This window comes from Pseudomonas vlassakiae (assembly GCF_014269035.2).
Classification (GTDB): Bacteria; Pseudomonadota; Gammaproteobacteria; order Pseudomonadales; family Pseudomonadaceae; genus Aquipseudomonas; species Aquipseudomonas vlassakiae.
Genome location: NZ_JABWRP020000001.1, coordinates 34,873 through 59,857, shown reverse-complemented (window position 1 = coordinate 59,857; position 24,985 = coordinate 34,873). Strand labels below are relative to the sequence as shown.

At 63.9% G+C, this 24,985-nt stretch carries 26 protein-coding genes; 13 read left to right on the top strand and 13 right to left on the bottom strand.

Annotated features, from left to right (window positions below; translation table 11 throughout):
* Positions 1–64: 64 nt before the first annotated feature.
* Together HU738_RS00275 and HU738_RS00270 are read right to left on the bottom strand one after the other, a co-directional pair.
* The gene (locus HU738_RS00275) at positions 65–1,138 is read right to left on the bottom strand and encodes an AI-2E family transporter (protein WP_054885550.1); all 1,074 of its coding nucleotides are present in this window, start codon (positions 1,136–1,138) and stop codon (positions 65–67) included.
* Between the two features lie 12 nt (positions 1,139–1,150).
* Positions 1,151–2,221 (bottom strand): DUF2066 domain-containing protein, encoded by a 1,071-nt coding sequence (locus HU738_RS00270; RefSeq protein WP_186602154.1) that lies wholly within the window; start codon positions 2,219–2,221, stop codon positions 1,151–1,153.
* Positions 2,222–2,476: 255 nt separating this feature from the next.
* Between HU738_RS00270 and purM the strand changes: the two genes are divergently transcribed.
* From purM to HU738_RS00250, 4 genes are all read left to right on the top strand, one after another.
* Positions 2,477–3,535 (top strand): phosphoribosylformylglycinamidine cyclo-ligase, encoded by a 1,059-nt coding sequence (gene purM, locus HU738_RS00265; RefSeq protein ID WP_186602155.1) that lies wholly within the window; start codon positions 2,477–2,479, stop codon positions 3,533–3,535.
* The gene (gene purN, locus HU738_RS00260; RefSeq protein WP_186602157.1) at positions 3,535–4,188 is read left to right on the top strand and encodes a phosphoribosylglycinamide formyltransferase; all 654 of its coding nucleotides are present in this window, start codon (positions 3,535–3,537) and stop codon (positions 4,186–4,188) included. Before purM ends, purN begins: the two co-directional genes overlap by 1 nt.
* An 8-nt stretch (positions 4,189–4,196) precedes the next feature.
* A complete protein-coding gene (locus HU738_RS00255; protein WP_176509897.1) occupies positions 4,197–4,907 on the top strand; it encodes a DUF3108 domain-containing protein in 711 nt (236 codons plus the stop codon).
* 169 nt (positions 4,908–5,076) lie between these two features.
* Positions 5,077–5,259 carry a hypothetical protein gene (locus tag HU738_RS00250; RefSeq protein ID WP_054885555.1) on the top strand — a complete coding sequence of 61 codons (183 nt, stop codon included), beginning with the start codon at positions 5,077–5,079 and terminating at the stop codon, positions 5,257–5,259.
* Between the two features lie 45 nt (positions 5,260–5,304).
* Here the strand turns inward: HU738_RS00250 and HU738_RS00245 are convergent, their stop codons facing one another.
* The 7 genes from HU738_RS00245 to HU738_RS00215 all read right to left on the bottom strand — a co-directional run bounded on the left by HU738_RS00245 (position 5,305) and on the right by HU738_RS00215 (position 13,587).
* Positions 5,305–5,844, bottom strand: coding sequence for a DUF2058 domain-containing protein (locus HU738_RS00245; RefSeq protein ID WP_186602159.1), 540 nt, complete (start codon positions 5,842–5,844; stop codon positions 5,305–5,307).
* A 26-nt stretch (positions 5,845–5,870) separates the two neighbouring features.
* The gene (gene mazG, locus HU738_RS00240; RefSeq protein WP_186602160.1) at positions 5,871–6,704 is read right to left on the bottom strand and encodes a nucleoside triphosphate pyrophosphohydrolase; all 834 of its coding nucleotides are present in this window, start codon (positions 6,702–6,704) and stop codon (positions 5,871–5,873) included.
* 104 nt (positions 6,705–6,808) lie between these two features.
* On the bottom strand, positions 6,809–9,049 hold the full coding sequence (gene relA, locus HU738_RS00235) for a GTP diphosphokinase (RefSeq protein WP_054885558.1): 2,241 nt from the start codon (positions 9,047–9,049) through the stop codon (positions 6,809–6,811).
* A gap of 96 nt (positions 9,050–9,145) precedes the next feature.
* Positions 9,146–10,504, bottom strand: a complete 1,359-nt coding sequence (rlmD, locus tag HU738_RS00230; RefSeq protein WP_186602168.1) for a 23S rRNA (uracil(1939)-C(5))-methyltransferase RlmD — start codon at positions 10,502–10,504, stop codon at positions 9,146–9,148.
* Entirely contained in the window at positions 10,505–11,404 is a 900-nt protein-coding gene (gene cysM / locus HU738_RS00225; protein WP_186602170.1) for a cysteine synthase CysM, read from the bottom strand.
* An 86-nt stretch (positions 11,405–11,490) separates the two neighbouring features.
* A complete protein-coding gene (locus HU738_RS00220; protein ID WP_186602172.1) occupies positions 11,491–12,867 on the bottom strand; it encodes a sensor histidine kinase in 1,377 nt (458 codons plus the stop codon).
* A gap of 3 nt (positions 12,868–12,870) precedes the next feature.
* Positions 12,871–13,587: a response regulator transcription factor gene (locus HU738_RS00215; protein ID WP_186602174.1), complete on the bottom strand. Its 717-nt coding sequence runs from the start codon at positions 13,585–13,587 to the stop codon at positions 12,871–12,873.
* 191 nt (positions 13,588–13,778) lie between these two features.
* On the opposite strand from HU738_RS00215, the gene HU738_RS00210 reads away from it, so the two are divergent.
* From HU738_RS00210 to HU738_RS00195, 4 genes are all read left to right on the top strand, one after another.
* The gene (locus HU738_RS00210) at positions 13,779–16,553 is read left to right on the top strand and encodes a response regulator (protein ID WP_186602176.1); all 2,775 of its coding nucleotides are present in this window, start codon (positions 13,779–13,781) and stop codon (positions 16,551–16,553) included.
* Between the two features lie 78 nt (positions 16,554–16,631).
* A complete protein-coding gene (locus tag HU738_RS00205; RefSeq protein ID WP_186602178.1) occupies positions 16,632–17,621 on the top strand; it encodes a 2-hydroxyacid dehydrogenase in 990 nt (329 codons plus the stop codon).
* Positions 17,622–17,652: 31 nt separating this feature from the next.
* Positions 17,653–18,090 (top strand): hypothetical protein, encoded by a 438-nt coding sequence (locus HU738_RS00200; protein ID WP_054885565.1) that lies wholly within the window; start codon positions 17,653–17,655, stop codon positions 18,088–18,090.
* Positions 18,087–18,491: an META domain-containing protein gene (locus HU738_RS00195; RefSeq protein WP_176509472.1), complete on the top strand. Its 405-nt coding sequence runs from the start codon at positions 18,087–18,089 to the stop codon at positions 18,489–18,491. Before HU738_RS00200 ends, HU738_RS00195 begins: the two co-directional genes overlap by 4 nt.
* A 33-nt stretch (positions 18,492–18,524) precedes the next feature.
* Here HU738_RS00195 and HU738_RS00190 read toward each other — a convergent pair whose 3' ends face one another.
* On the bottom strand, positions 18,525–18,989 hold the full coding sequence (locus HU738_RS00190) for a TlpA disulfide reductase family protein (protein ID WP_054885567.1): 465 nt from the start codon (positions 18,987–18,989) through the stop codon (positions 18,525–18,527).
* 85 nt (positions 18,990–19,074) lie between these two features.
* Here HU738_RS00190 and arsC point away from each other — a divergent pair, with 85 nt between their 5' ends.
* The 3 genes from arsC to HU738_RS00175 are packed head-to-tail and all read left to right on the top strand — an operon-like array spanning position 19,075 to position 20,436.
* The gene (gene arsC, locus HU738_RS00185) at positions 19,075–19,428 is read left to right on the top strand and encodes an arsenate reductase (glutaredoxin) (protein ID WP_176509473.1); all 354 of its coding nucleotides are present in this window, start codon (positions 19,075–19,077) and stop codon (positions 19,426–19,428) included.
* Positions 19,425–20,030, top strand: a complete 606-nt coding sequence (gene wrbA, locus HU738_RS00180; protein ID WP_054885569.1) for an NAD(P)H:quinone oxidoreductase — start codon at positions 19,425–19,427, stop codon at positions 20,028–20,030. The genes arsC and wrbA overlap by 4 nt, the downstream gene beginning before the upstream one ends.
* Complete coding sequence (locus HU738_RS00175; protein ID WP_176509474.1) at positions 20,023–20,436, top strand: DUF2069 domain-containing protein; 414 nt, start codon at positions 20,023–20,025, stop codon at positions 20,434–20,436. Before wrbA ends, HU738_RS00175 begins: the two co-directional genes overlap by 8 nt.
* Positions 20,437–20,476: 40 nt before the next feature.
* Here the strand turns inward: HU738_RS00175 and HU738_RS00170 are convergent, their stop codons facing one another.
* Positions 20,477–21,148 carry a DNA-3-methyladenine glycosylase I gene (locus HU738_RS00170; protein ID WP_176509475.1) on the bottom strand — a complete coding sequence of 224 codons (672 nt, stop codon included), beginning with the start codon at positions 21,146–21,148 and terminating at the stop codon, positions 20,477–20,479.
* Between the two features lie 4 nt (positions 21,149–21,152).
* Positions 21,153–21,977 (bottom strand): tRNA 2-thiocytidine(32) synthetase TtcA, encoded by an 825-nt coding sequence (gene ttcA / locus HU738_RS00165; RefSeq protein ID WP_176509476.1) that lies wholly within the window; start codon positions 21,975–21,977, stop codon positions 21,153–21,155.
* Positions 21,978–22,240: 263 nt separating this feature from the next.
* On the opposite strand from ttcA, the gene HU738_RS00160 reads away from it, so the two are divergent.
* Together HU738_RS00160 and HU738_RS00155 are read left to right on the top strand one after the other, a co-directional pair.
* Positions 22,241–22,840, top strand: coding sequence for a Yip1 family protein (locus HU738_RS00160; protein ID WP_186602180.1), 600 nt, complete (start codon positions 22,241–22,243; stop codon positions 22,838–22,840).
* A gap of 145 nt (positions 22,841–22,985) precedes the next feature.
* Complete coding sequence (locus tag HU738_RS00155; protein ID WP_186602182.1) at positions 22,986–23,480, top strand: SprT family zinc-dependent metalloprotease; 495 nt, start codon at positions 22,986–22,988, stop codon at positions 23,478–23,480.
* Positions 23,481–23,533: 53 nt separating this feature from the next.
* Here the strand turns inward: HU738_RS00155 and HU738_RS00150 are convergent, their stop codons facing one another.
* Positions 23,534–24,856: a dicarboxylate/amino acid:cation symporter gene (locus tag HU738_RS00150; RefSeq protein WP_176509479.1), complete on the bottom strand. Its 1,323-nt coding sequence runs from the start codon at positions 24,854–24,856 to the stop codon at positions 23,534–23,536.
* Positions 24,857–24,985: the final 129 nt, after the last annotated feature.

Genomic DNA, 24,985 nt, shown 5'->3' with positions numbered 1-24,985 from the left:
GCGGATTGCACAAGCAAAATCAACGAGTTGCGCCACTTTGGGGCGACGCAACCAAGGCTGGCGGTCATAGATCCGGGTCGACATCGCCGGCGTACATGTCAGATTCCTTGTACAAGTCGTGCACATGGCGGAGCAGGACCATGATCACCGCCGCCACTGGCAACGCCAGCAACACGCCGGTGAAACCGAACAGTTCGCCACCGGCAAGGATGGCGAAGATCACCGCCACCGGGTGCAGGCCGATACGGTCACCGACCAGCAGCGGCGTGAGTACCATGCCTTCGAGGGCCTGCCCGACCATGAACACGGCGACGATGCCAAGCATCGGATACAGGTCACCGCCAAACTGGAACACACCGGCCACCAACGCTGCGCCGATGCCAATGATGAAGCCCATGTATGGCACGATGGCCGCCAGCCCCGCGAGCATGCCGATCAGCAGGCCCAGTTCCAGCCCGACCAGCATCAGGCCGGCCGAGTAGATGACGCCAAGCGCGAGCATCACCATCAACTGCCCACGAACGAAGGCACCCAGTACCTCATGGCATTCACCGGCCAGGCTGACCACCTGCGGCTCGCGTTGACGCGGCAGCAGGCCGCGCAGCTTGGCCATCATCAAGTCCCAGTCGCGCAACAGGTAGAAGCCCACCACCGGGATCAGCACCATGTTGGCCAACCAGGCGATCAGCGCCAGGCTCGACGCGGTGGCATGGGACAGCAGCATACCGACGATATCGGTGGTCTGGCCCATGTGCGCGCCGATGGCGGCCTTGATCTTGTCGAACTTCCAGAACCCGTCGGCCAGGCCCAGGCGGCCCTGTACCCAGGGCAGCGCCACATGTTCGAGCCAATCGAGCATCTGCGGCGCCAGCTCGTACAGGCGCAGCAGCTGTTTGGCCAGCAGCGGCACCAGCACCAGCAGCAAGGCCATCAGCAGCAAGGTGAAGAGGCCGAACACCACCACCACACCCCAGGTACGCGACAGGCCCACGCGCTCCAGGCGGTCGACCAGAGGGTCGGCCAGGTAGGCCAGCAAGATGCCCACCAGGAACGGAGTGAGGATGTTGTGCAGACTATATAGAAGCACGGCGATCAGTAGCGCAGCACCCCAACCGATCCAGCGACGCACGTCAGTCATCGATAGCGCCCCTTACCAACGGAATCGCAGGCCGTCGAACGGCTTGGCGGCGACGGCTGCGGGCGTGCCGGGCTGGCCAGGTACAGCGCCCGGAGTCGGCGCCGGTGTGGCCGGGGCCGGCGGTGCCTGCTCGGGTGGCACCTCCTGCAACCTGGCCAGGCCCAGCTGGGCACGCAGCTGCTCACGGTTACCACTGACCGCATAGGTCAAGGTACCGCCTTCGGCCAGCTGCAGGCGCGGGCCATAGGGCTCGAGGACACGGCTCAGCTCGGCATAGCGCTGCAGGTTCATGCCTTGCACCTGCAGCTGCAACTGGCTGCTGGCGCCGGGCTTGACCACATAGCGCGGCGCCAGGCGGCTGCTGACCGCCAGCATGACAGCGTCCGCCAGGGCCGCCTGGTCAGCGCCCTCGACATTGCCCTGCTCACGCTGGTCGCCCTGCCACAGCTGCCATTTACCTTGCCATTTGCCATCGGCCTCGTGGGCATGCACCGCCAACATGGCATCGGCGCCGTAGCGCTCGGAGGCTTGTCGCAGCGGGGCCGGGTCAGTGCCTTCGAGCTGCTGGGCATTGGCCACCAGCTGCTCTTGCAGATCGGCCAGCGGCAGCCGCAGCGGCAGGCCGCGGTGCTGGGCTGCCCGGCGCAGCGGCTGGGCACTGGCCTGGCCGTCGCCAACCAGGTTGCTGCCTTCGGCACTATCATTGAGCCACCAGCCGAGGATGGAGGGCCGGTTACTGCCCCACAGCGCCAGCCCGGCCTTGCGCAGGGCCCGTTCGGTGCTGCCGGGGTCGAACTCGACCAACACCGATTCTGGCGGCCCGGCCTCGGTACCGACCTGGTTGATGATCTGTTGCGGGTCTTTGCGCAACGCGGCCAGCGCTGGGCTCTGCACCGCCTTGGCGTCGCCGGTCAGGCGCAGCACCAAGGTATCGAAGGCCTTGGCAGTGGCGGCGGTGCGCGTTTCGGCGCCCTGCCCTTCGAGCGGCTCGCGCACCTGATAGAGCCCGGAGACGGTTTCAGCCTGCGCAGTGATGCAGGCCAGTGCAAGGCACCCTGCTGCCAGATAATTGAAGAGTCGCATGGGGGATTCCTGTCCGATTGCGCTTGAAGCTTGTGGCTTGCAGCTTATACAGAAGGTGGCTCATCAACCACCCGCAGACCTTTTTCAGCAATTTACCGCCCTGCCCGTCGGCCTGAGGATGGCCGCTGCCCGGCAACCCTGATAAAATCGCGCGCCTTCACAGACCACTGACGTTTCAGGCAGCCGCCGCTTCCCAGCCGGCCTTGGCCGTCATGGTCGTTTCTACGAATCCCTCCCTCTTAAAGGCCTGGATCAATGAGCAAGCAACCCTCCCTGAGCTACAAGGACGCCGGTGTAGACATCGACGCCGGCGAAGCACTGGTCGAACGCATCAAGGGCGTGGCAAAACGCACCGCACGCCCTGAAGTCATGGGTGGCCTGGGCGGCTTCGGCGCCCTCTGCGAGATCCCGGCCGGCTACAAGCAGCCGGTGCTGGTCTCCGGCACCGACGGCGTCGGCACCAAGCTGCGCCTGGCACTGAACCTGAACAAGCACGACAGCATCGGCCAGGACCTGGTCGCCATGTGCGTCAACGACCTGGTGGTCTGTGGCGCCGAGCCGCTGTTCTTCCTCGACTACTACGCCACCGGCAAGCTGAACGTCGACGTGGCCGCCACCGTGGTCACCGGCATCGGCGCCGGCTGTGAACTGGCTGGCTGCTCCCTGGTCGGCGGCGAAACCGCCGAAATGCCGGGCATGTACGAAGGCGAAGACTACGACCTGGCAGGCTTCTGTGTCGGCGTGGTGGAAAAGGCCGAGATCATCGACGGCTCCAAGGTTGCCACCGGCGACGCGCTGATCGCCCTGCCGTCTTCCGGCCCACACTCCAACGGCTACTCGTTGATCCGCAAGATCCTCGAAGTGTCCGGCACCGATATCGAGAACACCCAGCTCGACGGCAAGCCGCTGACCGACCTGCTGATGGCGCCGACCCGCATCTATGTCAAGCCACTGCTGCAGCTGATCAAGAACACCGGCGCAGTCAAGGCCATGGCCCACATCACCGGTGGCGGCCTGCTCGACAACATCCCGCGCGTGCTGCCGAAGAACGCCCAGGCCGTGGTTGACGTGGCCAGCTGGCAGCGCCCGGCGGTGTTCGACTTCCTGCAGGAAAAAGGCAACGTCGACGAGCACGAAATGCACCGCGTCCTGAACTGCGGCGTCGGCATGGTCATCTGCGTGGCCCAGGATCAGGTCGACGCAGCCCTGAACGAACTGCGCGCCGCTGGTGAACAGCCTTGGGTCATCGGCCACATCGCCGAAGCCGTCGAAGGCGCCGCCCAGGTCGAACTGCAGAACCTCAAGGCACACTGATGCCGAGCAAGCCCTGCAATGTAGTGGTACTGCTGTCGGGTTCCGGCAGCAACCTGCAAGCCTTGATCGACAGCTGCCGCACGCAGGACAGCCAGGTACGCATCGCCGCGGTGGTCTCCAACCGTGCCGATGCCTATGGTTTGCAGCGGGCCCAGGCAGTCGGTATCGACACCGTGGTGCTCGACCACACCCAGTTCGACGGCCGTGAAGCCTTCGATGCCGCGCTGATGGCGCACATCGACGGTTTCACCCCGGACCTGGTGGTGCTGGCTGGCTTCATGCGCATCCTCAGTGGCGGCTTCGTGCGCCACTACCACGGTCGCCTGCTCAACATCCACCCGTCGCTGCTGCCCCGCTACAAGGGCCTGCATACTCACCGTCGGGCACTGGAGGCAGGCGACGCCGAACATGGCTGCAGCGTACACTTCGTCACCGAGGAACTCGATGGCGGGCCTCTGGTCGTACAGGCTGTAGTACCGGTGCTGCCTGATGACACGGTGGAAAGCCTGGCCCAAAGGGTTCACCATCAGGAACACCAGATCTACCCGCTGGCGGTGCACTGGTTTGCCCAAGGGCGCTTGCGCCTGGGTGAACAGGGTGCCTTACTGGATGACCAACCGCTGCCGGCCAGTGGTCACTTGATCCGACCCTAGGAGAATTTATGCGTCGCGCCCTGCTATTGGCTCTCGCCGTGCTCGCCCTGCCCCTCCAGGCAGCTGACCTGAAGCCGTTCTCGGCAAGCTACACCGCCGACTGGAAGCAACTGCCCATGAGCGGCACCGCCGAGCGCAGCCTGGTCAAGAACAAGGACGGCAGCTGGAACCTTGATTTCAAGGCCTCCATGATGATCGCCAGCCTGACCGAGCAAAGCACCCTGCGCCTGGACAACGACACCCTGCTGCCGCAAAAGTACCACTTCGAGCGCGGCGGCCTGGGCAAGGCCAAGACCGTCGACCTGACCTTCGACTGGAACGCCAAGAAAATCACCGGTACCGACCGCAAGGACGCCATCAACCTGCCGCTCAACCGCGGCGTGCTGGACAAGTCATCCTATCAACTGGCCCTGCAGCACGATGTGGCTGCCGGCAAGAAGAGCATGACCTACCAGGTGGTCGATGGCGACGAGATCGACGCCTATGACTTCCGCGTACTCGGCACCGAGAAGGTCACCACCAAGACTGGCCAGGTCGAGGCGGTGAAAGTCGAGCGCGTGCGCGACCCCAGCCAGAGCAAGCGCATCACCGAGCTGTGGTTCGCCAAGGATTGGGATTACCTGCTGGTACAACTGCGCCAGGTCGAGACCGATGGCAAGGAGTACGTGATCGTGCTGCAGGATGGCACGGTCGATGGCAAGACGGTGAAGGGTAACTGATCCGCTACAGCCCGCAGTATCCGGAGCCCCGCCTTGTGCGGGGCTTCTTTTTGCCTGGCTTTCATGAAACTTGTTTCATGCCTGTTTTATTTACTTAGCCTGCTAACAAACTCTATAAAGGGGTTGTGCGACACAGTGTCGCAGCCAACTCAAGCAGTGGAGTTTACCGATGACAGTCCAAGTAACCGAACGCGACGAATCGAAAATGTCCCACGAAGGCCTGGCCGCTGGCGTGCGGATCTGGGATGTGCACCAGCAAGGCCAGCTGGTAGGCATGTTCCACCAGGAACATGAAGCTCACCAGTATCGGGCAGAGCTCGAAGCCCTGGAAAACCAGCGCACCACGCAATGACCCAGTCTCCCAATGAAAAACCCCGCCGCGGCGGGGTTTTTCGCATCACCACATCAGATCATCCGGGATCTTGTAGGCCGCGTACGGATCGTCTTCGTCCGCCTCCTCGACATGGGTATTGAGCAGCAGGATGCGGCTCGCGTCGCGCTCCTGAATCTTCACCGCCGCCTCGCGCGGGATCACTTCATAGCCACCGGCATGCGACACGATGGCCAGGGCACCGTTACTCAGGCGGGTGCGCATCAGGGCATTGACGGCAATGCGCTTGACCTTCTTGTCGTCGACGAAGTTGTAGTAGTCCTCGGTGGTCAGCTTGGGCAGGCGGGTGGCTTCGATCAACTGCTTGATCTGCGCCGCACGGGCCTTCTGCTCGGCCTTTTCCTGTTGCTGGCGATTGAGCTCCTGGTCACGCCTGGCCTTCTCGGCCATGGCTTCCCTGGCCATGCGCTGCTGGCTGTCGTCGACTTCGACCTGGCCTTTGTGCTCCATGCGCTTCTGTTTCTTTTCGGCTTTGTTGGTCTGTGCGACCTGTTTCTGGTTGACCAGACCGGCTTTGAGCAATTGGTCGCGAAGGGAAAGGCTCATGAATGTTCACTCACTTATGCAACAGCTCAGCCGCAGCTGGGCAGGTTCTTTTCCTGACGTTTGGCTTCACCCCAAAGGGCGTCCAGCTCGTCAAGGTTACAATGTTCAATCGGCCGACCGCTGTCGCGCAACGCCTGTTCGATAAAGCGGAAACGCCGCTCGAACTTGCGGTTGGCGCGGCGCAGGGCGTTTTCCGGGTCTTGCTTGAGGTGCCGGGCCAGGTTCACGGCGGCAAACAGCAGGTCGCCGACCTCATCCTCGAGGGCATCGGCGTCGTTGTCGGCCATGGCCTGCAACACTTCGTCGAGTTCCTCGCGCACCTTGTCCAGCACCGGCAATGCCGCTGGCCAGTCGAAACCGACAGTGGCCGCGCGTTTCTGCAGTTTGGCCGCCCGCGACAGCGCCGGCAATGCCGTTGGTACGTCATCGAGCAGCGACAGTTGTTCAGGGGTGCTTTTCTCGGCGCGTTCCTCGGCCTTGATCTCTTCCCAGCGTGACTTGACCTGGGCCTCGTCCAGGCTGGGGGTGTCGAGCGGTGCGTACAGTTCGCCGGTCGGGAAGACGTGTGGGTGGCGACGGATCAGCTTGCGGGTGATGCTGTCGACCACGCCATCGAACTCGAAACGCCCCTCCTCGCGGGCCAGCTGGCTGTAGTACACCACCTGGAACAACAAGTCGCCGAGCTCGCCCTGCAGGTGTTCGAAATCGCCGCGCTCGATGGTGTCGGCGACTTCGTAGGCCTCTTCGATGGTGTGCGGCACGATGCTCGCGTAGTTCTGCTTCAGGTCCCATGGGCAGCCGTACTGCGGGTCGCGCAGGCGGGCCATGAGATGCAGCAGGTCTTCGAGGGTGTAGGTCATTTGAGCAGGTCCTTCGGGGGGCTGCATCGCGGATAAATCCGCTCCTGCAGGCATTGCACCATTCCTGTAGGAGCCGATTCATCCGCGACGCAGGCGCCGCGGTCTCAAGGGGTACGATTACGCCGCGTCTCGATGATGTTCGGCAACTGCGAAATCCGCCCCAGCAAGCGCCCCAGCGCATCCAGGCCCGGAATCTCGATGGTCAGCGACATCAGCGCGGTGTTGTCTTCCTTGTTCGAGCGGGTGTTGACCGCCAGCACGTTGATCTTCTCGTTCAGCAGCACCTGCGACACGTCGCGCAACAAGCCTGGGCGGTCATAGGCGCGGATGACGATGTCGACCGGATAGGTCTGCACCGGGATCGGCCCCCAGCTTACCTGGATCATACGCTCCGGCTCGCGCCCGGCCAGTTGCAGCGCCGAGGCGCAGTCCTGGCGGTGGATGCTGACGCCGCGGCCCTGGGTGATATAACCGACGATGGCGTCGCCCGGTAGCGGCTGGCAGCAGCCGGCCATCTGCGTGAGCAAGTTGCCGACGCCCTGGATCTGGATATCGCCACGCTTGCCGGTACGCGGCCCGGTGGGCTTGCGCGGCACCAGCTCGATCTGCTCGATGCGCTCGGGCTCGAGCAATTGCTGGGCGGCGTTGACCAGATGCGCCAGGCGCAGGTCACCGGCACCCAGCGAGGCGAACATGTCTTCGGCGGTCTTGACGTTGGTCTTCTCGGCCAGGCGCTCGAAGTCCACCTGCGGCAGGCCCAGGCGGCTGAGCTCGCGTTCGAGCAAGGTCTTGCCGGCAGCGACGTTCTGGTCACGCGCCTGCAGCTTGAACCAGTGGACGATCTTGGCCCGCGCCCGCGAGGTGGTGACGTAGCCCAGGTTGGAGTTCAGCCAGTCGCGGCTCGGGTTGCCGTGCTTGCTGGTGATGATCTCCACCTGCTCGCCGGTCTGCAGGCTGTAGTTGAGCGGCACGATACGCCCGTTGATCTTGGCGCCACGGCAGTTGTGACCGATCTCGGTGTGCACCCGATAGGCGAAGTCCAGCGGCGTGGCCCCCTTCGGCAGGTCGATGGCGTGGCCATCCGGGGTGAACACGTAGACCCGGTCAGGCTCGATATCGACCCGCAGCTGCTCGGCCAGGCCACCGATATCGCCCAGCTCTTCATGCCATTCGAGCACCTGGCGCAGCCAGGAAATCTTCTCTTCGTAGTGGTTGGAGCTCGGCTTGACGTCGGTGCCCTTGTAGCGCCAGTGGGCGCAGACGCCGAGTTCGGCTTCTTCGTGCATGCCGTGGGTACGGATCTGCACTTCCAGCACCTTGCCCTCGGGGCCGATCACCGCAGTGTGCAGCGAGCGATAGCCGTTTTCCTTGGGGTTGGCGATGTAGTCGTCGAATTCCTTGGGAATATGCCGCCACAGGGTGTGCACGATGCCCAGCGCGGTGTAGCAGTCGCGCACCTCCGGCACCAGCACGCGGACCGCACGCACGTCGTAGATCTGGCTGAACTCGAGGCCCTTGCGCTGCATCTTGCGCCAGATCGAATAGATGTGTTTTGCCCGGCCGCTGATGTCAGCCTTGACCCCGGTGGCCAGCAGCTCGTTCTGCAGCTGGTTCATCACATCGCTGATGAAGCGCTCCCGGTCCAGCCGGCGCTCGTGCAACAGCTTGGCGATCTGCTTGTACTGGTCGGGCTCCAGGTAGCGGAAGGACAGGTCTTCCAGCTCCCATTTGATGTGGCCGATGCCCAGGCGGTGGGCCAGTGGCGCATAGATGTCGAACACCTCGCGCGCCACGCGCAGGCGTTTTTCGTCATCGGCGGACTTCACTGCACGGATCGCACAGGTACGCTCGGCCAGCTTGATCAGCGCCACGCGCACATCGTCGACCATGGCCACGAGCATCTTGCGCAGGTTCTCGACCTGCGCCTGCGACCCCAGCACCAACGACTGGCGCGGGCTGAGGCTGGCACTGATGGCGGCCATGCGCAGCACGCCGTCGATCAGCTTGGACACCACCGGGCCAAAGCGCTGGCCGACTTCGGCCAAGGTCACCTTGCCTTCACGGACCGAGCGATAGATCACCGCCGCGACCAACGAATCCTGATCGAGCTTGAGGTCGGCGAGGATTTCAGCGATTTCCAGGCCAGCCTGATAACTGGACGTACCATCGGCCCACGAATGCTTGGCCGGGTTGCCCTTCTTTTCGATTTCCTGGGCGAACTCGCAGGCTTCTTTCAGTGCCACGCGATCCAGAGCCGAATCGACGCTCACCACATGATCCAGCCATGCTTCGAGATTGATACTGCCGTCTGTGTTGACCGGCTGGTGCACTCTCACCTGTACCATCTTTGTTTTACCTTTCCATACAGCGCACCACACGGGTGCACTGGCTATCACCGTGCAGCTTCGCTTCCGTGGAAGCCGCACCAAGGGGCCAGCTCGCTAGCCCGCTTCGAATAACGCCATGGCTTCGACATGCGCCGTCTGAGGAAACATGTCGAGAATCCCGGCCCTTTTTAACCGGTACCCCTGGCCGACCAGCACCTGGGCGTCTCGCGCCAGCGTGGCCGGGTTGCACGATACATACACCAAGCGCTTGGCCCTGAGGCGGGCGATGTCTTGCACCACCTCGTATGCACCGTCGCGCGGTGGATCCAAGAGTACCGCAGAAAAGCCCTCGGCGGCCCATCCGGCACCTGCCAAAGGCTGCGATAAATCGGCCTGAAAAAACGCGGCGTTATGCACATCGTTGTTCCGGGCATTGGCCGCGGCCCGATCGACCATGGCCTGTACACCTTCAACTGCCACCACTTCACGTGCCTGGCGCGCCAGCGGCAGGGCGAAGTTGCCGAGGCCGCAGAACAGGTCCAGTACCCGCTCGTCAGCTCGCGGAGCGAGCCAGGCCAGGGCCTGCTCGATCATCGCCGTGTTGACCTGGGCATTGACCTGGACGAAATCGCCCGGGCGCCAGGCCAGCTCCAGCTGCCAAGGCTCCAGGGCAAAGCCCAGTTTCGCCTCGGCATCCACGGGGGCCGGCTCCCCTTCACCCTGCAGCCACAGCTGCGCCTTGGCCTCGTCGCAGAATGCCTGCAGGCGCGCCTGGTCGTCCGCAGGCAACGGCGCCACATGACGCACCAGCACGGCTTCGGCGGTACCGCTGAACAACTCCACATGGCCGATCACCTGGGGCTTGCCCAGCGAGCGCAGCACGGTCGGCAAGTGGCGAAGAATAGACTGCAAGGGCTGTACCAGCACGGCGCAATCATCGATGGCGACAATGTCCTGGCTGGCCTCGGCGCGGAAACCGACCTCCAGGTGCTTGGCCTTCACGTCCCAGCGCACGGCTACGCGCGCCCGGCGCCGGTAGCCGAATTCCGGCCCGCTCAGCGGTGCAGCCCATTCTTCGGGCTGCACGCCGGCCACCCGTTGTAGCTGTTCAGCCAGGGTACGCTGCTTGAGCGCCAACTGGGCGTCGTGCGGCAGGTGCTGCAGGTTGCAGCCGCCGCAACGCGCGTAGTGGCGGCAGGGTGCCTGGCGGCGTTCAGGGCTGGCTTGCAGCACGCGCTCCAGGCGCGCCTCGACGACCTTGCCGCGGGCGTTGAGCACCCGCGCTTCGACCGCTTCACCGGCCAGGGCGCCGCTGACGAACCACGTACGCCCTTCCAGGAAGGCGATACCGCGGCCGTCACCGGCCAGGCGCTCGATAGCCAGGCGCTGCTTCTTGCCCACGGGGACCTGGGGCGTGCGGTTGCCGCCGGCCGGCTGGAAGCGCAGGCCGCTGTTGCTTTTTTTCTTGGACATTTAGCTCGGGTCGAACAGGCCGGTGGACAGGTAACGGTCGCCGCGGTCACAGATGATCGCGACCATCACGGCGTTTTCCACTTCGCGGGACAGGCGCAGCATGGCGGCTACCGCACCACCGGAAGACACGCCGCAGAAAATGCCCTCTTCGCGCGCGAGGCGGCGAGTGGTGTCCTCGGCCTCCTGCTGGGACATGTCCATTACGCGGTCGATGCGGGTGGCATCGAATATCTTTGGCAGGTACTCCTCGGGCCAGCGGCGGATACCCGGAATGGCCGAGCCTTCCATCGGCTGCAGGCCGACGATCTGCACCTTGGGGTTCTGCTCCTTGAGGTACTGCGAGCAGCCCATGATGGTACCGGTGGTACCCATGGAGCTGACGAAATGGGTAATGCTGCCTTGGGTCTGCTGCCAGATCTCCGGGCCGGTGCTGGAGTAGTGGGCGATCGGGTTGTCGCCGTTGGCGAACTGGTCGAGGACCAGGCCGCGGCCTTCGGCCTGCAACCTCTCAGCGAGGTCGCGCGCACCTTCCATGCCCTCCTCCTTGGTCACCAGGATCAGCTCGGCGCCATAGGCGGTCATGGCTGCCTTGCGTTCGGCGGTGGAGTTGTCGGGCATGATCAGGATCATCTTGTACCCCTTGATCGCCGCCGCCATCGCCAGGGCGATGCCAGTATTGCCGGAGGTAGCTTCGATCAGGGTGTCGCCTGGCTTGATCTGCCCGCGCAGTTCGGCACGGGTGATCATCGACAGTGCCGGGCGGTCTTTCACCGAGCCAGCGGGATTGTTACCTTCGAGCTTGAGCAGCAGGGTATTGCTGGTTTCGCCAGCGATGCGCTGCAGGCGAACCAGGGGCGTATTGCCGACGCAATCGGCGATGGTTGGGTACTGCAAGGTCATGGCGTATTTCACAATCCGGACGCAGGGGTGCCTATCATACCGGCAAACCTTTCCCGGCCATATCACGCAATCTGTGGTTGCTATAGCTACACGCTATAACGGGGCGCCCCAGAAGAAGCCGGCACATGAAACGGCAACCGCATGCACAGCCTGAGCCCTGACGTGCCATTTTCGGCCCACAAGGTCCCACCCTGGCGCTGAATGGCACTGCGGGCAATGCTCAACCCCAGGCCAAAACCGCCGTCCCCAGGCCGCGAACCATCGAGCCGGGAAAACGGCGCGAAGATGCGCTCCAGATCCTCATCGGCGACACCGCCGCCTTCATCTTCCAGCCACAGACGCCAGTAGCCTCCTTCGCGCTGACCGCCCAGCCGTACCAAGCCGTTTTCCGGCGAATGGCGGATGGCATTACGCAACATGTTCTCCAGGGCCTGGGCCAAGTGGTTGAGGTTACCCTGCACCCAGCAACTGCCCGGCAGCTCACAGCGCAAGCGCTCCGGCGACCAGCCGCTTTCGTAGCTGGCGTCCTCGGCCAGCAGCTCCCAGAGCGCCTGGACCTGGATCGGCTCAAGGTTCATCGGCGCGCGTTCGGCATCCTGCCAAGCCAGTTGCAGCGTGTTCTCGACCAACTGCTGCATGCAGTCGACTTCGCGACCCAGGCGCTCACGCAGGCGCGCGAAGTCAGTCTCGCCATCGCAGGCGACGCGCAGGCGGCTCAGCGGGGTGCGCATTTCGTGGGACAGGTCGCGCAGCAGTTGCTGCTGCATCGCCACGGTACCTTGCAGGCGCTCGGCCATCTGATCAAAGGCTCGGGCCAGTTCACCCAGTTCGTCGTGGCGGGCCGTGGTACGTGAATCCAGCCGTGCCGAAAGCTGGTCGGCACGCCAGGCACTGGCCTGCTCGCGCAACTGGTTGAGCGGGACGATCAGCATGCGGTACAGGCCGACACACAGCAGCAAGGTGAACAGGCCAGGGATGATGCCGTTGGTGACGACCCGCCAGAACACCCGGTACTGGCCGGGGTTGAAACGTTGCGGCAGCTCGATCACCAGCATGCCCTGCTGCGGCGCACCGGGGAACGGAATGCGCAACCAGGGTTGGTCGACGCTGCGCCGGCTCATCGGCCAGTCGACCCCACGCAGGCGGGTCAGCCGCTGCATGATCTCAGGGCCAAGAATGGCGCTGTCCAGGGGCCGCAGGTTAAGGTCGAGCACACCGATCCAGCCATGCTCACGCTGGTGCATCGCCGCTACCCAGCGGTCCAGCCCTTCGCGTCCTCCGGTACGCCAAGCCCTTTCGGCGTCGCCGGCATAGTCGCGCAGCACCTGGCGCGCCGGCGGATCGAGAAAGGCGTTGCGGGTTTCCATATGACGGCCCCAGGTGTAGCTGAGGCCGATCATCAACAGGCAGAAACCCACCAGCAGGATGGCCAGCTTCCAGAACAGTGAATGGCGATCAAGCATGGCTTACTCCGCTTCGCCGGCGCTGAGCACGTAGCCCTTGCCCCACACCGTGCGGATCTGCCAGGCGTGGTAATCGATACCCTTGAGTTTGCGGCGGATCTGACTGATATGCATGTCGAGGCTACGGTCATGCCGCGAGTAGCCGCGCTGCAGCACCTGCTGGTAAAGGAAGGGCTTGCTCAGCACTTCATCGACATTGCGGTGAAGGATATCGAGCAGGCGGTATTCGCTCGGCGTCATGCCGGCGTGCTGGCCATTCAGGCTGACATCACACCGGCTTTCGTCGAAGTACAACTCGCTTGCGGCAACCTCCTGCTGCGGCTGATGACGCCGCTCAAGAGCGACCCGGCGCAGGATCGCCTCGATCCGCACCTGCAGTTCGGCGATGCTGAAGGGCTTGGGCAAGTAATCGTCGGCGCCGCGCTGGAAACCGCTGATGCGGTCGGCCTCGGCGCCCAGTGCCGACATCAGGATCACCGGCGTGGCGCTGCGCTGACGCAGCCGGGCAAGGGCATCCAGACCATTGAGGCCGGGCAGCAGGATGTCCAGCAGGACCACGTCGAACGCTTGGCGGTCGGCTGCTTCCAGGCCATCCAGGCCGTTGCGGCACCAGGTGACCTGGAAGCCGCCACGCTGCAGCTCTTCGTGCAGGTACGCCCCCAGCACGGGATCGTCCTCGATCGCCAGGATGCGCGAGGCGCAATTAGTTACAGGATTCATTGGCAACTGCCACACATTCGCAATTGCGCGATTATTGTGCATGCTCTCCTTTCAGGCAACTGCCTGCGCCCCATGCCTTGGCGCGGCACGAAATGACATTCAAAGGGTGCAATAGCGCAGCCAGCGGAGTAACTTTCCGCTTTGTGCCGTCGCAGCGACGTCGGCATCCAGGCACATTACAGGAGGCGAGTGTGCTCGATCGTTTGGGAATCAGAAGCCGGGTGCTGCTGCTGGCATTGCTGCCTGCCAGCTTGATGGCACTGGTGCTGGGCAGCTATTTCACCTGGCTGCAGCAAGACCAGTTGCGCACCCAGCTGCTGCAGCGCGGCAAGATGCTCGCCGAGCAACTGGCCCCGCTGGCCGCACCGGCCCTGGCACGCCAGGCGCCTGCCCAGCTGGAGCGCATTGCCGCGCAGACCCTGGAGCAGGCCGACGTGCGTGCCGTGGCCTTCCTCGCCCCCGACCGCAGCCGCCTGGCCCATGCCGGGCCGAGCATGATCAACCAGGCGCCCAGCGGCGGTACCGGCACGCAGTTGCTGCAGCGCACCGGCAACGACGCCACCCGTTACCTGATGCCGGTGTTCGGCCACCACCGCGATCTGGCTACCGATGCCGTACCGGCCGAAGCCGAGCGCCTGCTCGGCTGGGTCGAGATCGAGCTGTCCCACGACGGCACGCTGCTGCGTGGCTATCGCAACCTGTTCACCAGTGTGCTGCTGATCCTCGCCTGCCTGGCCCTCAGTGGCCTGCTGGCGATGCGCATGAGCCGTACCATCAATGACCCGATCGCACGCATCAAGCAGACGGTCAACCTGCTCAAGGACGGCCACCTCGACGAACGCCTGCCGGCCATGGGCAGCCATGAGCTGGATGAACTGGCCCGCGGCATCAACCGCATGGCCGAGACCTTGCACGGCGCCCACGAAGAGCTGCAGCACAGCATCGACCAAGCGACCGAGGACGTACGCCAGAACCTGGAAACCATCGAGATCCAGAACATCGAGCTGGACATGGCGCGCAAGGAGGCCCTGGAGGCCAGCCGCATCAAATCGGAATTCCTGGCCAACATGAGCCACGAAATCCGCACCCCGCTCAATGGCATCCTGGGCTTCACCCACCTGCTGCAGAAGAGCGAGATGACCCCGCGGCAGCTGGACTACCTGAACACCATCGAGAAGTCCGCCGACAACCTGCTGGGGATCATCAACGAGATCCTCGACTTCTCCAAGATCGAAGCGGGCAAGCTGGTGCTCGACAGCATCCCGTTCAACCTGCGCGACCTGGTCCAGGACACCTTGACGATCCTCGCCCCCGCCGCCCACGCCAAGCAGCTCGAACTGCTCAGCCTGATCTACCGCGATACGCCGATTTCGCTGATCGGCGACCCCTTGCGGCTGAAACAGATCCTTACCAACCTGGTGAGCAACGCGATCAAGTTCACCCGCGAAGGCACCATTGTCGTCCGGGCGATGCTCGATGACGAACACGAAGACAGCGCCCAGCTGCGCATCAGCGTGCAGGACACCGGCATCGGCCTGTCACCCCAGGACGTGCGCACGCTGTTCCAGGCCTTCAGCCAGGCCGACAACTCACTGGCCCGTCAACCCGGCGGTACCGGCCTGGGGCTGGTGATTTCCAAGCGCCTGATCGAGCAGATGGGCGGCGAAATCGGTGTCGACAGCACGCCGGGGGAAGGTTCGCAGTTCTGGATCAGCCTGAGCCTGCCCAAGGCACACGACGACATCGAGGAGCAGCCACTGCAACCGCTGCTGGGTCGCAGAGTGGCCATCGTCGACGGCCATGAGCTGGCGCGCCAGGCCCTGGAGCACCAGCTCGAGGATTGCGGCCTGAGCGTCAGCCTGTTCGCGTCCTACGACCAGTTGCTGCAAGGCGTGAAGGCCGGCTTCCAGGCCGGCATGCCCTTCGAGTTCGCGGTGCTCGGGGCCAACCTCGGTACGCTTTCACCGGAACAGCTCGGCCAGTACAACCAGCAACTGGAGCGCCTGCACTGCCAGTGCGTGGTGCTGTGCCCGACCACCGAGCAGGCGCTGTATCACCCCTTCCTGCCCAACGGCCATGGCCAACTGCTGTCCAAGCCCACCTGCACGCGCAAGTTACGCCGCCTGTTGCTGGAGCTGGTACAACCGCGACGGCTGCAGGCCGAACCGGGGTTGCCCGGCAGCGGCCAGCGCCGGGCGAAGATTCTGTGCGTCGACGACAATGCTGCCAATCTGTTGCTGGTACAGACGCTGCTCGAGGACCTGGGCGCCGAAGTGCTGGCGGTCGACAACGGCCTTGCCGCCGTGCAGGCGGTCCAGGCTGAGCCTTTCGACCTGGTGCTGATGGACGTGCAGATGCCCGGCATGGACGGCCGCGCCTGCACCGAGCAGATCCGTCTGTGGGAAAAGACCCAGAGCGGCAACCCGATGCCGATCGTCGCCCTGACCGCGCATGCCATGGCCAACGAGAAACGCGCTCTGTTGCACAGCGGCATGGACGATTACCTGACCAAGCCGATCAGCGAGCGGCAGTTGGCCCAGGTAGTGCTGAAGTGGACCGGGCTGAGCCTCGGCGCATCGCCACTGGAGCATGCCAGCGAGCCACTGGGTGACGGCCATGAGCTACCTGTGCTGGACCCGGACGAAGGCTTGCGCCTGGCTGCCGGCAAGCCAGACCTGGCAGCGGATATGCTGGCCATGCTGCTGGCGTCGCTGGAAACCGACCGCCAGGCGATTCGCTCCGCTCGCGAGGCAGCTGACAGCGCGACGCTGATCGAGCAGGTACACCGGCTCAATGGTGCCTCGCGTTACTGCGGTGTGCCGCAGTTGCGGGCGGCGTGTCAGCGCAGCGAGACACTGCTCAAGCAGGACAGCCCGCAGGCCCAGCAGGCGCTGGACGAGCTGGACGCGGCGATCAATCGGTTGGCGGCGCAGGCGCGCTTGACGGGATATTTTCGGCGCCTGTGAGATCGTGCGCCGCGCGAGCGGCGCTTTATCTTCATGGCACCACACCACCCAAGGCATGCACTGCAAAGGACTCTCACCATGCGCGTTCTGTTATTCAGCAGCCAGCACTATGACCAGGAAAGCTTCACCCAGGCCGCCCGTGACAGCACCCTTGACCTGCACTTCCAGCCCACCCGCCTGACCCTCGACACCGCCCCGCTGGCCCAGGGCTACGAGGTTGTCTGCGCCTTCATCAACGACGAGCTCGACGCCCAGGTGCTGCAGCGCCTGGCCGCAGGTGGTACGCGGCTGATCGCCCTGCGCTCGGCCGGCTACAACCACGTCGACCTGGCAGCGGCGCAGCGCCTTGGCCTGGCCGTGGTGCGCGTGCCGGCCTATTCGCCACATGCCGTGGCCGAGCATGCCGTGGCCTTGATCCTGGCGCTCAACCGCCGCCTGCACCGTGCCTACAACCGCACCCGCGAAGGTGACTTCAGCCTGCACGGGCTGACCGGCTTCGACCTGCATGGCAAGACCGTCGGCGTAATCGGCACTGGCCAGACCGGCAGCGCCTTTGCCCGTATCATGGCCGGTTTCGGCTGCCAGTTGCTGGCGTATGACCCCTACCCCAACCCGGAACTGCTGGCCTTTGGCGCGCGCTACATGGCATTGCCCGACCTGCTGCGCGAGGCGCAGGTCATCAGCCTGCACTGCCCGCTGACCGAGCACACCCGGCACCTGATCAATGCACAAAGCCTGGGCCAGTTGCAGCCGGGCGCCATGCTGATCAACACCGGGCGTGGCGCGCTGGTCGACACACCGGCACTGATCGACGCCCTGAAAAGCGGCCAGCTCGGCTACCTGGGCCTGGACGTCTACGAAGAAGAAGCCCAGCTGTTCTTCGAGGACCGCTCCGACCTGCCGCTGCAGGATGATGTGCTGGCACGGCTGCTGACCTTCCCCAACGTGATCATCACCGCGCACCAGGCATTCCTGACCCGCGAGGCCCTGGACGCGATCGCCGCCACCACCCTGGACAACATCATCCGCTGGGCGGCGGGTAATCCGCAGAATCTGGTCAGCGGTTGATGCTAGGATACGCGGCATTTCTGGAGGACCCATGGTCGAGCACGATTTCCGCTATACCCTTTTCAACCCGCAACACACCCTGATCGAGTGCCGCGCCCTGGTTCCGGGCCGCTATCAGGTGACCGGCAACGGTGGCTCGATGCACAAAGGCGACGTTCTGATCGTGACCCTCAAGGGCAGCAAGGACCTGGCCATGCGCCTGACCGTCGAGAGCGTGCGCCACCTGATCAACCCACGTGGCCAATGGGTAGCCGTGGCCAGCGGCCCGGTGTTCAACGAGCTGGAAATCCTCACCTGGAAGGTCGAGTGCGACAGCTGCGACGCGGTGCTGGACTTCGAGTTCGCCGTCGACGCCAAACTCGGCAAGGCGGCCCGTCAGCCGGCTGCCAGCGCCCGTGTTGCCGAGCTGGGCTGGGCCAGCCGTGGCGACAAGCACCTGTGCCCGCGTTGCCAGGAGAGCGCCGAGTGAAGAATCTGCTGACCGGCGTGCTGATTGCCACCGGCCTGCTCGGCTGTGCTGCCGAACCTTCCAAGCTGCAGCAGGAACGCAGCTACGTGCTGGAGTGGATTGGCGAACGTCCGCTGATCGACTACAGCCACCTGACCCTGACCCTGGCCAGTGATGGCCGCGCCTACGGCAATGCCGGTTGCAACCACTGGTTTGCGCCGTACACGCTGGACGGTGAGCACCTGAGCTTCGGCAAGGTCGGCAAGACCCGCAAACTGTGTGCCCCGGCGTTGATGGAGCAGGAAAAGCGCTTCCTGCAGGCGCTGGAAACGGTGCAGCGCTGGGATGTGTCGCCTATCGAGCAGTTGCGCTTCTGGCCTGAAGCAGGCAAACCCCTGCGCTTCTGGCCCGAAGAAGGCTGAAAACGTTGGGGCCGCTTGGCGGCCCCTCCTCCATCAGGCGCCCTTCAGGGCCTTGATCTTGGCCTGCAGCCCTTCCAGGGTCTGCTCGCCCATCAGTTGTTCACGCACCTTGCCCTTGTCATCGATGATGTAGGTCACCGGCAGCGCCTCGCTGCGTGGCAGGTCATAACGCTCGGCCGGGTCCTGGGCCAGCACGGTGAAGCCGATGCCCAAGGCCTCGGCTGCCTGCTTCAGCTCAGGCCCTTGCAGGCCATCGAAATTCACCCCGACCACCTTGATGCCATCGGCAGCCCACTGCTTGGCCGCCTGGTTCAGTTCAGGTACCTCGGTACGGCACGGGCCACACCATTCGGCCCAGTAGTTGAGCACTACCCAGTGCCCGTCGATCTGCTCCGCCTTTACCGTCTTGCCATCTTGGTCCACGCCGTAATCGGCACCGCAACCACCGAGCAAAAGGCTCGCGGTGATGGCCAGTACTGCTGCCAGACGCCTTGCCATGGGTCAATCCTTCTCGAAGTTTCAAGCAAATAGGTCAGTCGCTGCGGTTAGAATAGCTGCCACACCCAGCTGGATGCGACCCGACATGACTGACTTGACGCTCTATCATAACCCGCGCTGCTCGAAATCCCGCGGCGCGCTGGAACTGCTTGAACAACGCGGCCTGGCACCGACCATCGTGCGCTACCTGGAAACCCCGCCCGATGCCGCCACCCTCAAGGCCCTGCTCGGCAAGCTGGGCATCGCCCCCCGCCAGCTGCTGCGCAGCGGTGAAGACGAATACAGATCCCTTGATCTGGCAAACCCGGCGCTGAGCGACGCGCAGCTGATCGACGCCATGGTAAACCACCCCAAGCTGATCGAACGCCCGATCCTGGTCGCCGGTGACAAGGCCGTGATCGGCCGCCCGCCGGAGAAGGTCCTGGAGATCCTGCCGTGAGTGCGCCGTACATTCTGGTGCTGTATTACAGCCGCCACGGCTCGACCAGTGAGATGGCCCGGCACATCGCCCGCGGCATCGAGCTGGCCGGCATGGAAGCACGCCTGCGCACGGTGCCGGCGATTTCCACCGAATGCGAAGCGGTAGCCCCGGACATCCCGGCCAGCGGCGCGCTGTACGCCACCCTCGACGACCTGCGCCACTGCGCTGGCCTGGTGCTGGGCAGCCCGACCCGCTTCGGCAACATGGCCGCACCGCTGAAGTACTTCCTCGACGGCACCAGCAGCCTGTGGCTGGGTGGCGAGCTGGTCGGCAAGCCGGCCGGCGTGTTCACCTCCACCGCCAGCCTGCACGGCGGCCAGGAAACCACCTTGCTGTCGATGATGCTGCCACTGATGCACCACGGCATGCTGGTGATGGGCCTGCCGTACAGCGAGTCGGCGCTGCTGGAGACCCGTGGTGGCGGCACGCCTTATGGCGCCAGCCACCACGCCGGCGCCGACGGCAAGCGTGAGCTGGACCCCCACGAGATCGCCTTGTGCCGTGCCCTTGGCCAACGCCTGGCGACCACGGCCAAGGCCCTGGAGGCCGCACGTGGCTAGAAAGCCCAAGGTGTTGCCGCCGCTCGAGTGGCTGGCGCCGCGCCTGCGCCTGACACGGGCGCTGAGCCTGGCCTTCTTCCTTGGCCTGATCGCGCTGCTGGTGGTCAACAACCTGTGGTTCGCCAACCTGCATGGTGCGCGGGTCGAAGTGATCCTGGCGATCGAACTGGTGCCGCTGCTGTTGCTGCTGCCGGGCATGCTGATGGGCAGTGCCCGTGCGCATGCCTGGACCTGCTTCGTGGTGAACATCTACTTCATCAAGGGCGTGCTGGCAGCGTTCGATCCGGCGCGTGCGCTGTTTGGCTGGGTGGAAGTGCTGGCGAGCCTGGGGCTGTTCGTGGCCGGGCTGTTGTATGTGCGCTGGAAGTTTCAGTACGAGCGGCGCATGGCGGGCGAAGGGCGCTAGCTGCTTCGCGGGTTTACCCGCGCAGCAGCCAGTTCAGGACTCAGTGGTTGACGGTATGCGCCAGCATCACCGACAACTGGCACAGCGGTCGCCCGCTCTCTGCGTGCCATTGATTGAACGCTTGCTGTACCAGGGCCAGGTCACGCTGACTGGTCGGCTGCTTGTCGATCACCTTCTGTGCAATCAACGCCGCCGCCATGTCTTCGGTGGGGATGAAGGTGTCCTTGCCAACCATGCGCAGGAAGCGCGGCGCCGACAACCCACCCAACTGGTTGCCGTGCTTGGCCAGGTACTTCCACAGCCCGACGATGTCGGTCTCAGGCCAGTCGGCGATGAACGCGCCGAAGCTGCCCTTCTCCTTTGCCACATCGAGGATCATCTGCGCATTGCGTGGCACGCTCTTGAGCTTGCCCAGGTGGCGGATGATGCGTTCGTCGTGCATCAAGCGCTCCAGGTGCTCGGCTCCCATCAGCACGACTTTCTCCGGGTCGAAGCCGAAGAACACCTGTTCGAACGCTGGCCACTTGGCATCCACCAGGCTGTGCTTGAGCCCGGCGCGAAACACACGCAGGGCCAGGGTCGACAGGTAGCGGTCGTCAGCGATGTCGCGCAACTGCGCGGGCGTGCGCGGCTGCGGCAGAAATGCCTCCAGCGCCTTGGCCGAGCCGAAGCGGTTCAGGCAATACTCGTGCAGCCACTGGTAATCGCGCATGGCTTCAGAGGTTCACCACGTCGAGGAAACGCGGGGTGGCGTTTTCGTCGATCTTCAGGCTGGTGAAGTCGAACAGGTTGCGGTCGGCCAGCTGCGACGGCGCCACGTTCTGCAGGGCGCGGAAGATGCTCTCGGTCCGGCCCGGGTGCTTGCGCTCCCACTCCACCAGCATGTCCTTGACCACCTGGCGCTGCAGGTTCTCTTGCGAGCCGCAGAGGTTGCACGGGATGATCGGGAATTGCTTCATGTCGGAGTAGGCCTGGATGTCCTTCTCGCTGCAGTAGGCCAGCGGGCGGATCACCACGTTACGGCCGTCGTCGGCACGCAGCTTTGGCGGCATGCCCTTGAGCGCGCCGTTGAAGAACATATTGAGGAAGAAAGTTTCGACGATGTCGTCGCGGTGGTGCCCCAAGGCCATCTTGGTCGCGCCGATCTCATCGGCGAAGGTATACAGCGTGCCACGGCGCAGGCGCGAGCACAGCGAGCAGGTGGTCTTGCCCTCGGGGACCAGTTCCTTGACCACCGAGTAGGTGTCCTTCTCGACGATGTGGTACTCGACGCCCAACTCCTTGAGGTACGCCGGCAGCACATGCTCGGGGAAGCCTGGCTGCTTCTGGTCCATGTTCACCGCGACGATCTCGAACTTGATCGGTGCCACCTTCTGCAGGTGCAACAGAACGTCGAGCATGGTGTAGCTGTCCTTGCCGCCAGACAGGCAGACCATGACCTTGTCGCCATCTTCGATCATGTTGTAGTCGGTGATGGCTTCGCCAGCGAGACGACGCAGGCGTTTTTGCAGTTTGTTCTGGTTGACCGAGAGGGTGCCCATAGCGCTTGGATCCGCGAGGTGTGACAAAAGCCGGCTATTTTACGCACAAACCACGCGCACCTGTAGGGATTCCGATAAAGACTTCAAGGTAATCAACAACGGCCGCGACAGCGCAATTTGCTCTAAAAAGCGGGGTTTGTGCAGGGATTGACTTCCTATACTGCGACATAAGGCCACATTACCGTTCTGCTTCGGTGCCTTGGCCTCGGGCCGCTTGCGCTCCACGTGGGGGGCGATTGGCAACATTGAGAGGAGTGACCGGCATGATTCATCACGTTGTGGGGCTGTTTACCCATCCCGACCAGGAATGGCGGGAGATTCGTGGCGAAGAAGAAAGCATCAGCCACATGTACCTGACCCATACCCTCATTTTGGCGGCGATTCCCGCCATTTCGGCGTTTATCGGCACAACCCAGGTGGGCTGGGTGATCGGTGGCCGGCCGGCGGTGATGCTGACCATGGATAGCGCGATCTGGATGAGCATCATGTCCTACCTGGCGATGCTCGCCGGGGTTGCGGTGATGGGTGCGTTCATTCACTGGATGGCCCGCACCTACGACGCCAACCCGTCCATGGCGCAATGCATCGCCTTTGCCACGTACACCGCCACTCCGCTGTTCCTCGGCGGCCTGGCGGCGCTCTATCCGCACTTGTGGTTGGGCATGCTGGTGGGGACCGCTGCCATTTGCTACACCGTGTACCTGCTGTATGTCGGCTTGCCGACGTTCATGAACATCCCTTCGGATGAAGGCTTCCTGTTCTCAAGCTCAGTACTGGCCGTGGGCCTTGTAGTGCTGGTGGCGATCATGGCCGCAACCGTGATCATCTGGGGCTTGGGCGTGGGGCCGGTGTACACCAACTAGATCAGATCCAGCCAACATAGGGCATCAAGCAGAGGCCGCCGCAAAGGCGGCCTTTGTCTTTGTACCGATGGCTGCTTGCTGACCGGTGGCTCGGCAAGCGCGACCGGCATGCGGCATAATGCCCGGTCAGGAGAACCACCCCGCCATGCCCGAGCTGCTCAAACAACGCGTCGAAACCTGTTACCAGCAAGCCGAAGCCTTCTTCAAACGCCCCTTCCCGCGCCCGGAAGTCAGCTTCAAGCTACGCGGCCAGAAAGCCGGCGTCGCCCACCTGCACGAGAACCTGCTGCGCTTCAACCTGCAACTGTATCGCGAGAACCAGGACGACTTCCTGCGCCAGACCGTGGCCCATGAAGTGGCGCACCTGGTGGCCCATCAGCTGTTCGGTGACCGCATCCAGGCCCATGGCGAGGAGTGGCAGCTGATCATGCGTGGGGTGTATGAACTGCCGCCGAACCGTTGCCACAATTATGCAGTGCAGCGGCGCGTGGTGACCCGCTACATCTACCGCTGCCCGTGCCCGGAGAGTGATTTCCCGTTTACCGCGCAGCGGCACAAGCTGGTGCGCCAGGGGCGCCGCTACCTGTGCCGGCGCTGCCGCGCGATTCTGGTGTACAGCGGTGAAAACCGCCTCGAATAGCCAGGCACAAGAAAGGCGACCCGAGGGTCGCCTTCTTTTTTACCGCCTGAGGATCAGCGTACCGGGGTTTCCGCCACGCCCAAATCATCGGTAGGCACCGACAACTCCAGCGGTGCGCCACCGGAAGCCAGCTCGGAGGCCAACTTGTCGTCGTCCATCTCCTTGACCCACTTGGCCACCACCACGGTTGCCACGGCGTTGCCGATCAGGTTGGTCAGTGCGCGGGCTTCGGACATGAAGCGGTCGATGCCGAGGATCAGCGCCAGGCCGGCAACCGGCAGGTGGCCAACGGCCGACAGGGTGGCAGCCAGCACGATGAAGCCCGAGCCGGTCACGCCGGCAGCCCCCTTGGAAGCCACCAGCAGCACCAGCAGCAGGGTGATCTGGTGGGTGATGTCCATGTGGGTGTCGGTGGCCTGGGCGATGAACACCGCAGCCATGGTCAGGTAGATCGAGGTACCGTCGAGGTTGAACGAGTAGCCAGTCGGGATCACCAGGCCGACGACCGACTTCTTGGCACCCAGGCGCTCCATCTTGGCCAGCATGCGTGGCAGGGCCGATTCCGAGGAGGAAGTACCCAGCACGATCATCAGCTCTTCACGGATGTAGCGGATCAGCTTGAGGACGCTGAAGCCGTGGGCGCGGCAGATAGCGCCCAGCACCAGCAGCACGAACAGCAGGCAGGTGATGTAGAAGCACGCCATCAGGTAGCCCAGCTGCACCAGCGAGCCCACGCCGTACTGGCCGATGGTGAAGGCCATGGCGCCGAAGGCACCGACCGGGGCCAGCTTCATGATCATGTTGATGATGTTGAACATCACGTGGGCGAAGCGGTCGATCAGGTCCAGCACTGGCTTGCCGTAGCTGCCCAGGCGGTGCAGGGCGAAGCCGAAGATCACCGAGAACATCAGCACCTGCAGGATGTCGCCGTTGGCGAAGGCGCCCACCACGGTGCTGGGGATGATGTTGAGCAGGAAGCCGACGGTGGTCTGCTGCGCGCCGGCGGCGGCGTAGGCGGCCACGCTGCTGGCGTTCAGGGTGCTGACGTCGATGTGCATGCCAGCGCCCGGCTGGACCACGTTGACGACCACGAGGCCGATGATCAGGGCGATGGTGGAGACGATCTCGAAGTACAGCAGCGCGTAGCCGCCGGTCTTGCCGACCGACTTCATGCTCTGCATGCCGGCGATGCCGCTGACCACGGTACAGAAGATGATGGGCGCGATGACCATCTTGATCAGTTTGACGAAACCATCGCCCAAAGGCTTCAGGGCGACGCCGGTTTCGGGGTAGAAGTGGCCGAGCAGGATGCCGATGGTGATGGCGACCAACACCTGGACATACAGGGATTTGTACAGCGGCTGACGTGTCGTCATGGCTCATTTTCCTCAAGTGTGCCGGCGTCACCCTTCCCAGGGTGTTCGGGCACCTGAATCGCTAACCCTCCTGCACCTGGAGGGATTTGTCGTTGTGTTCGAGCTGCCTGGGCAGGCCTCTGCCAAGTG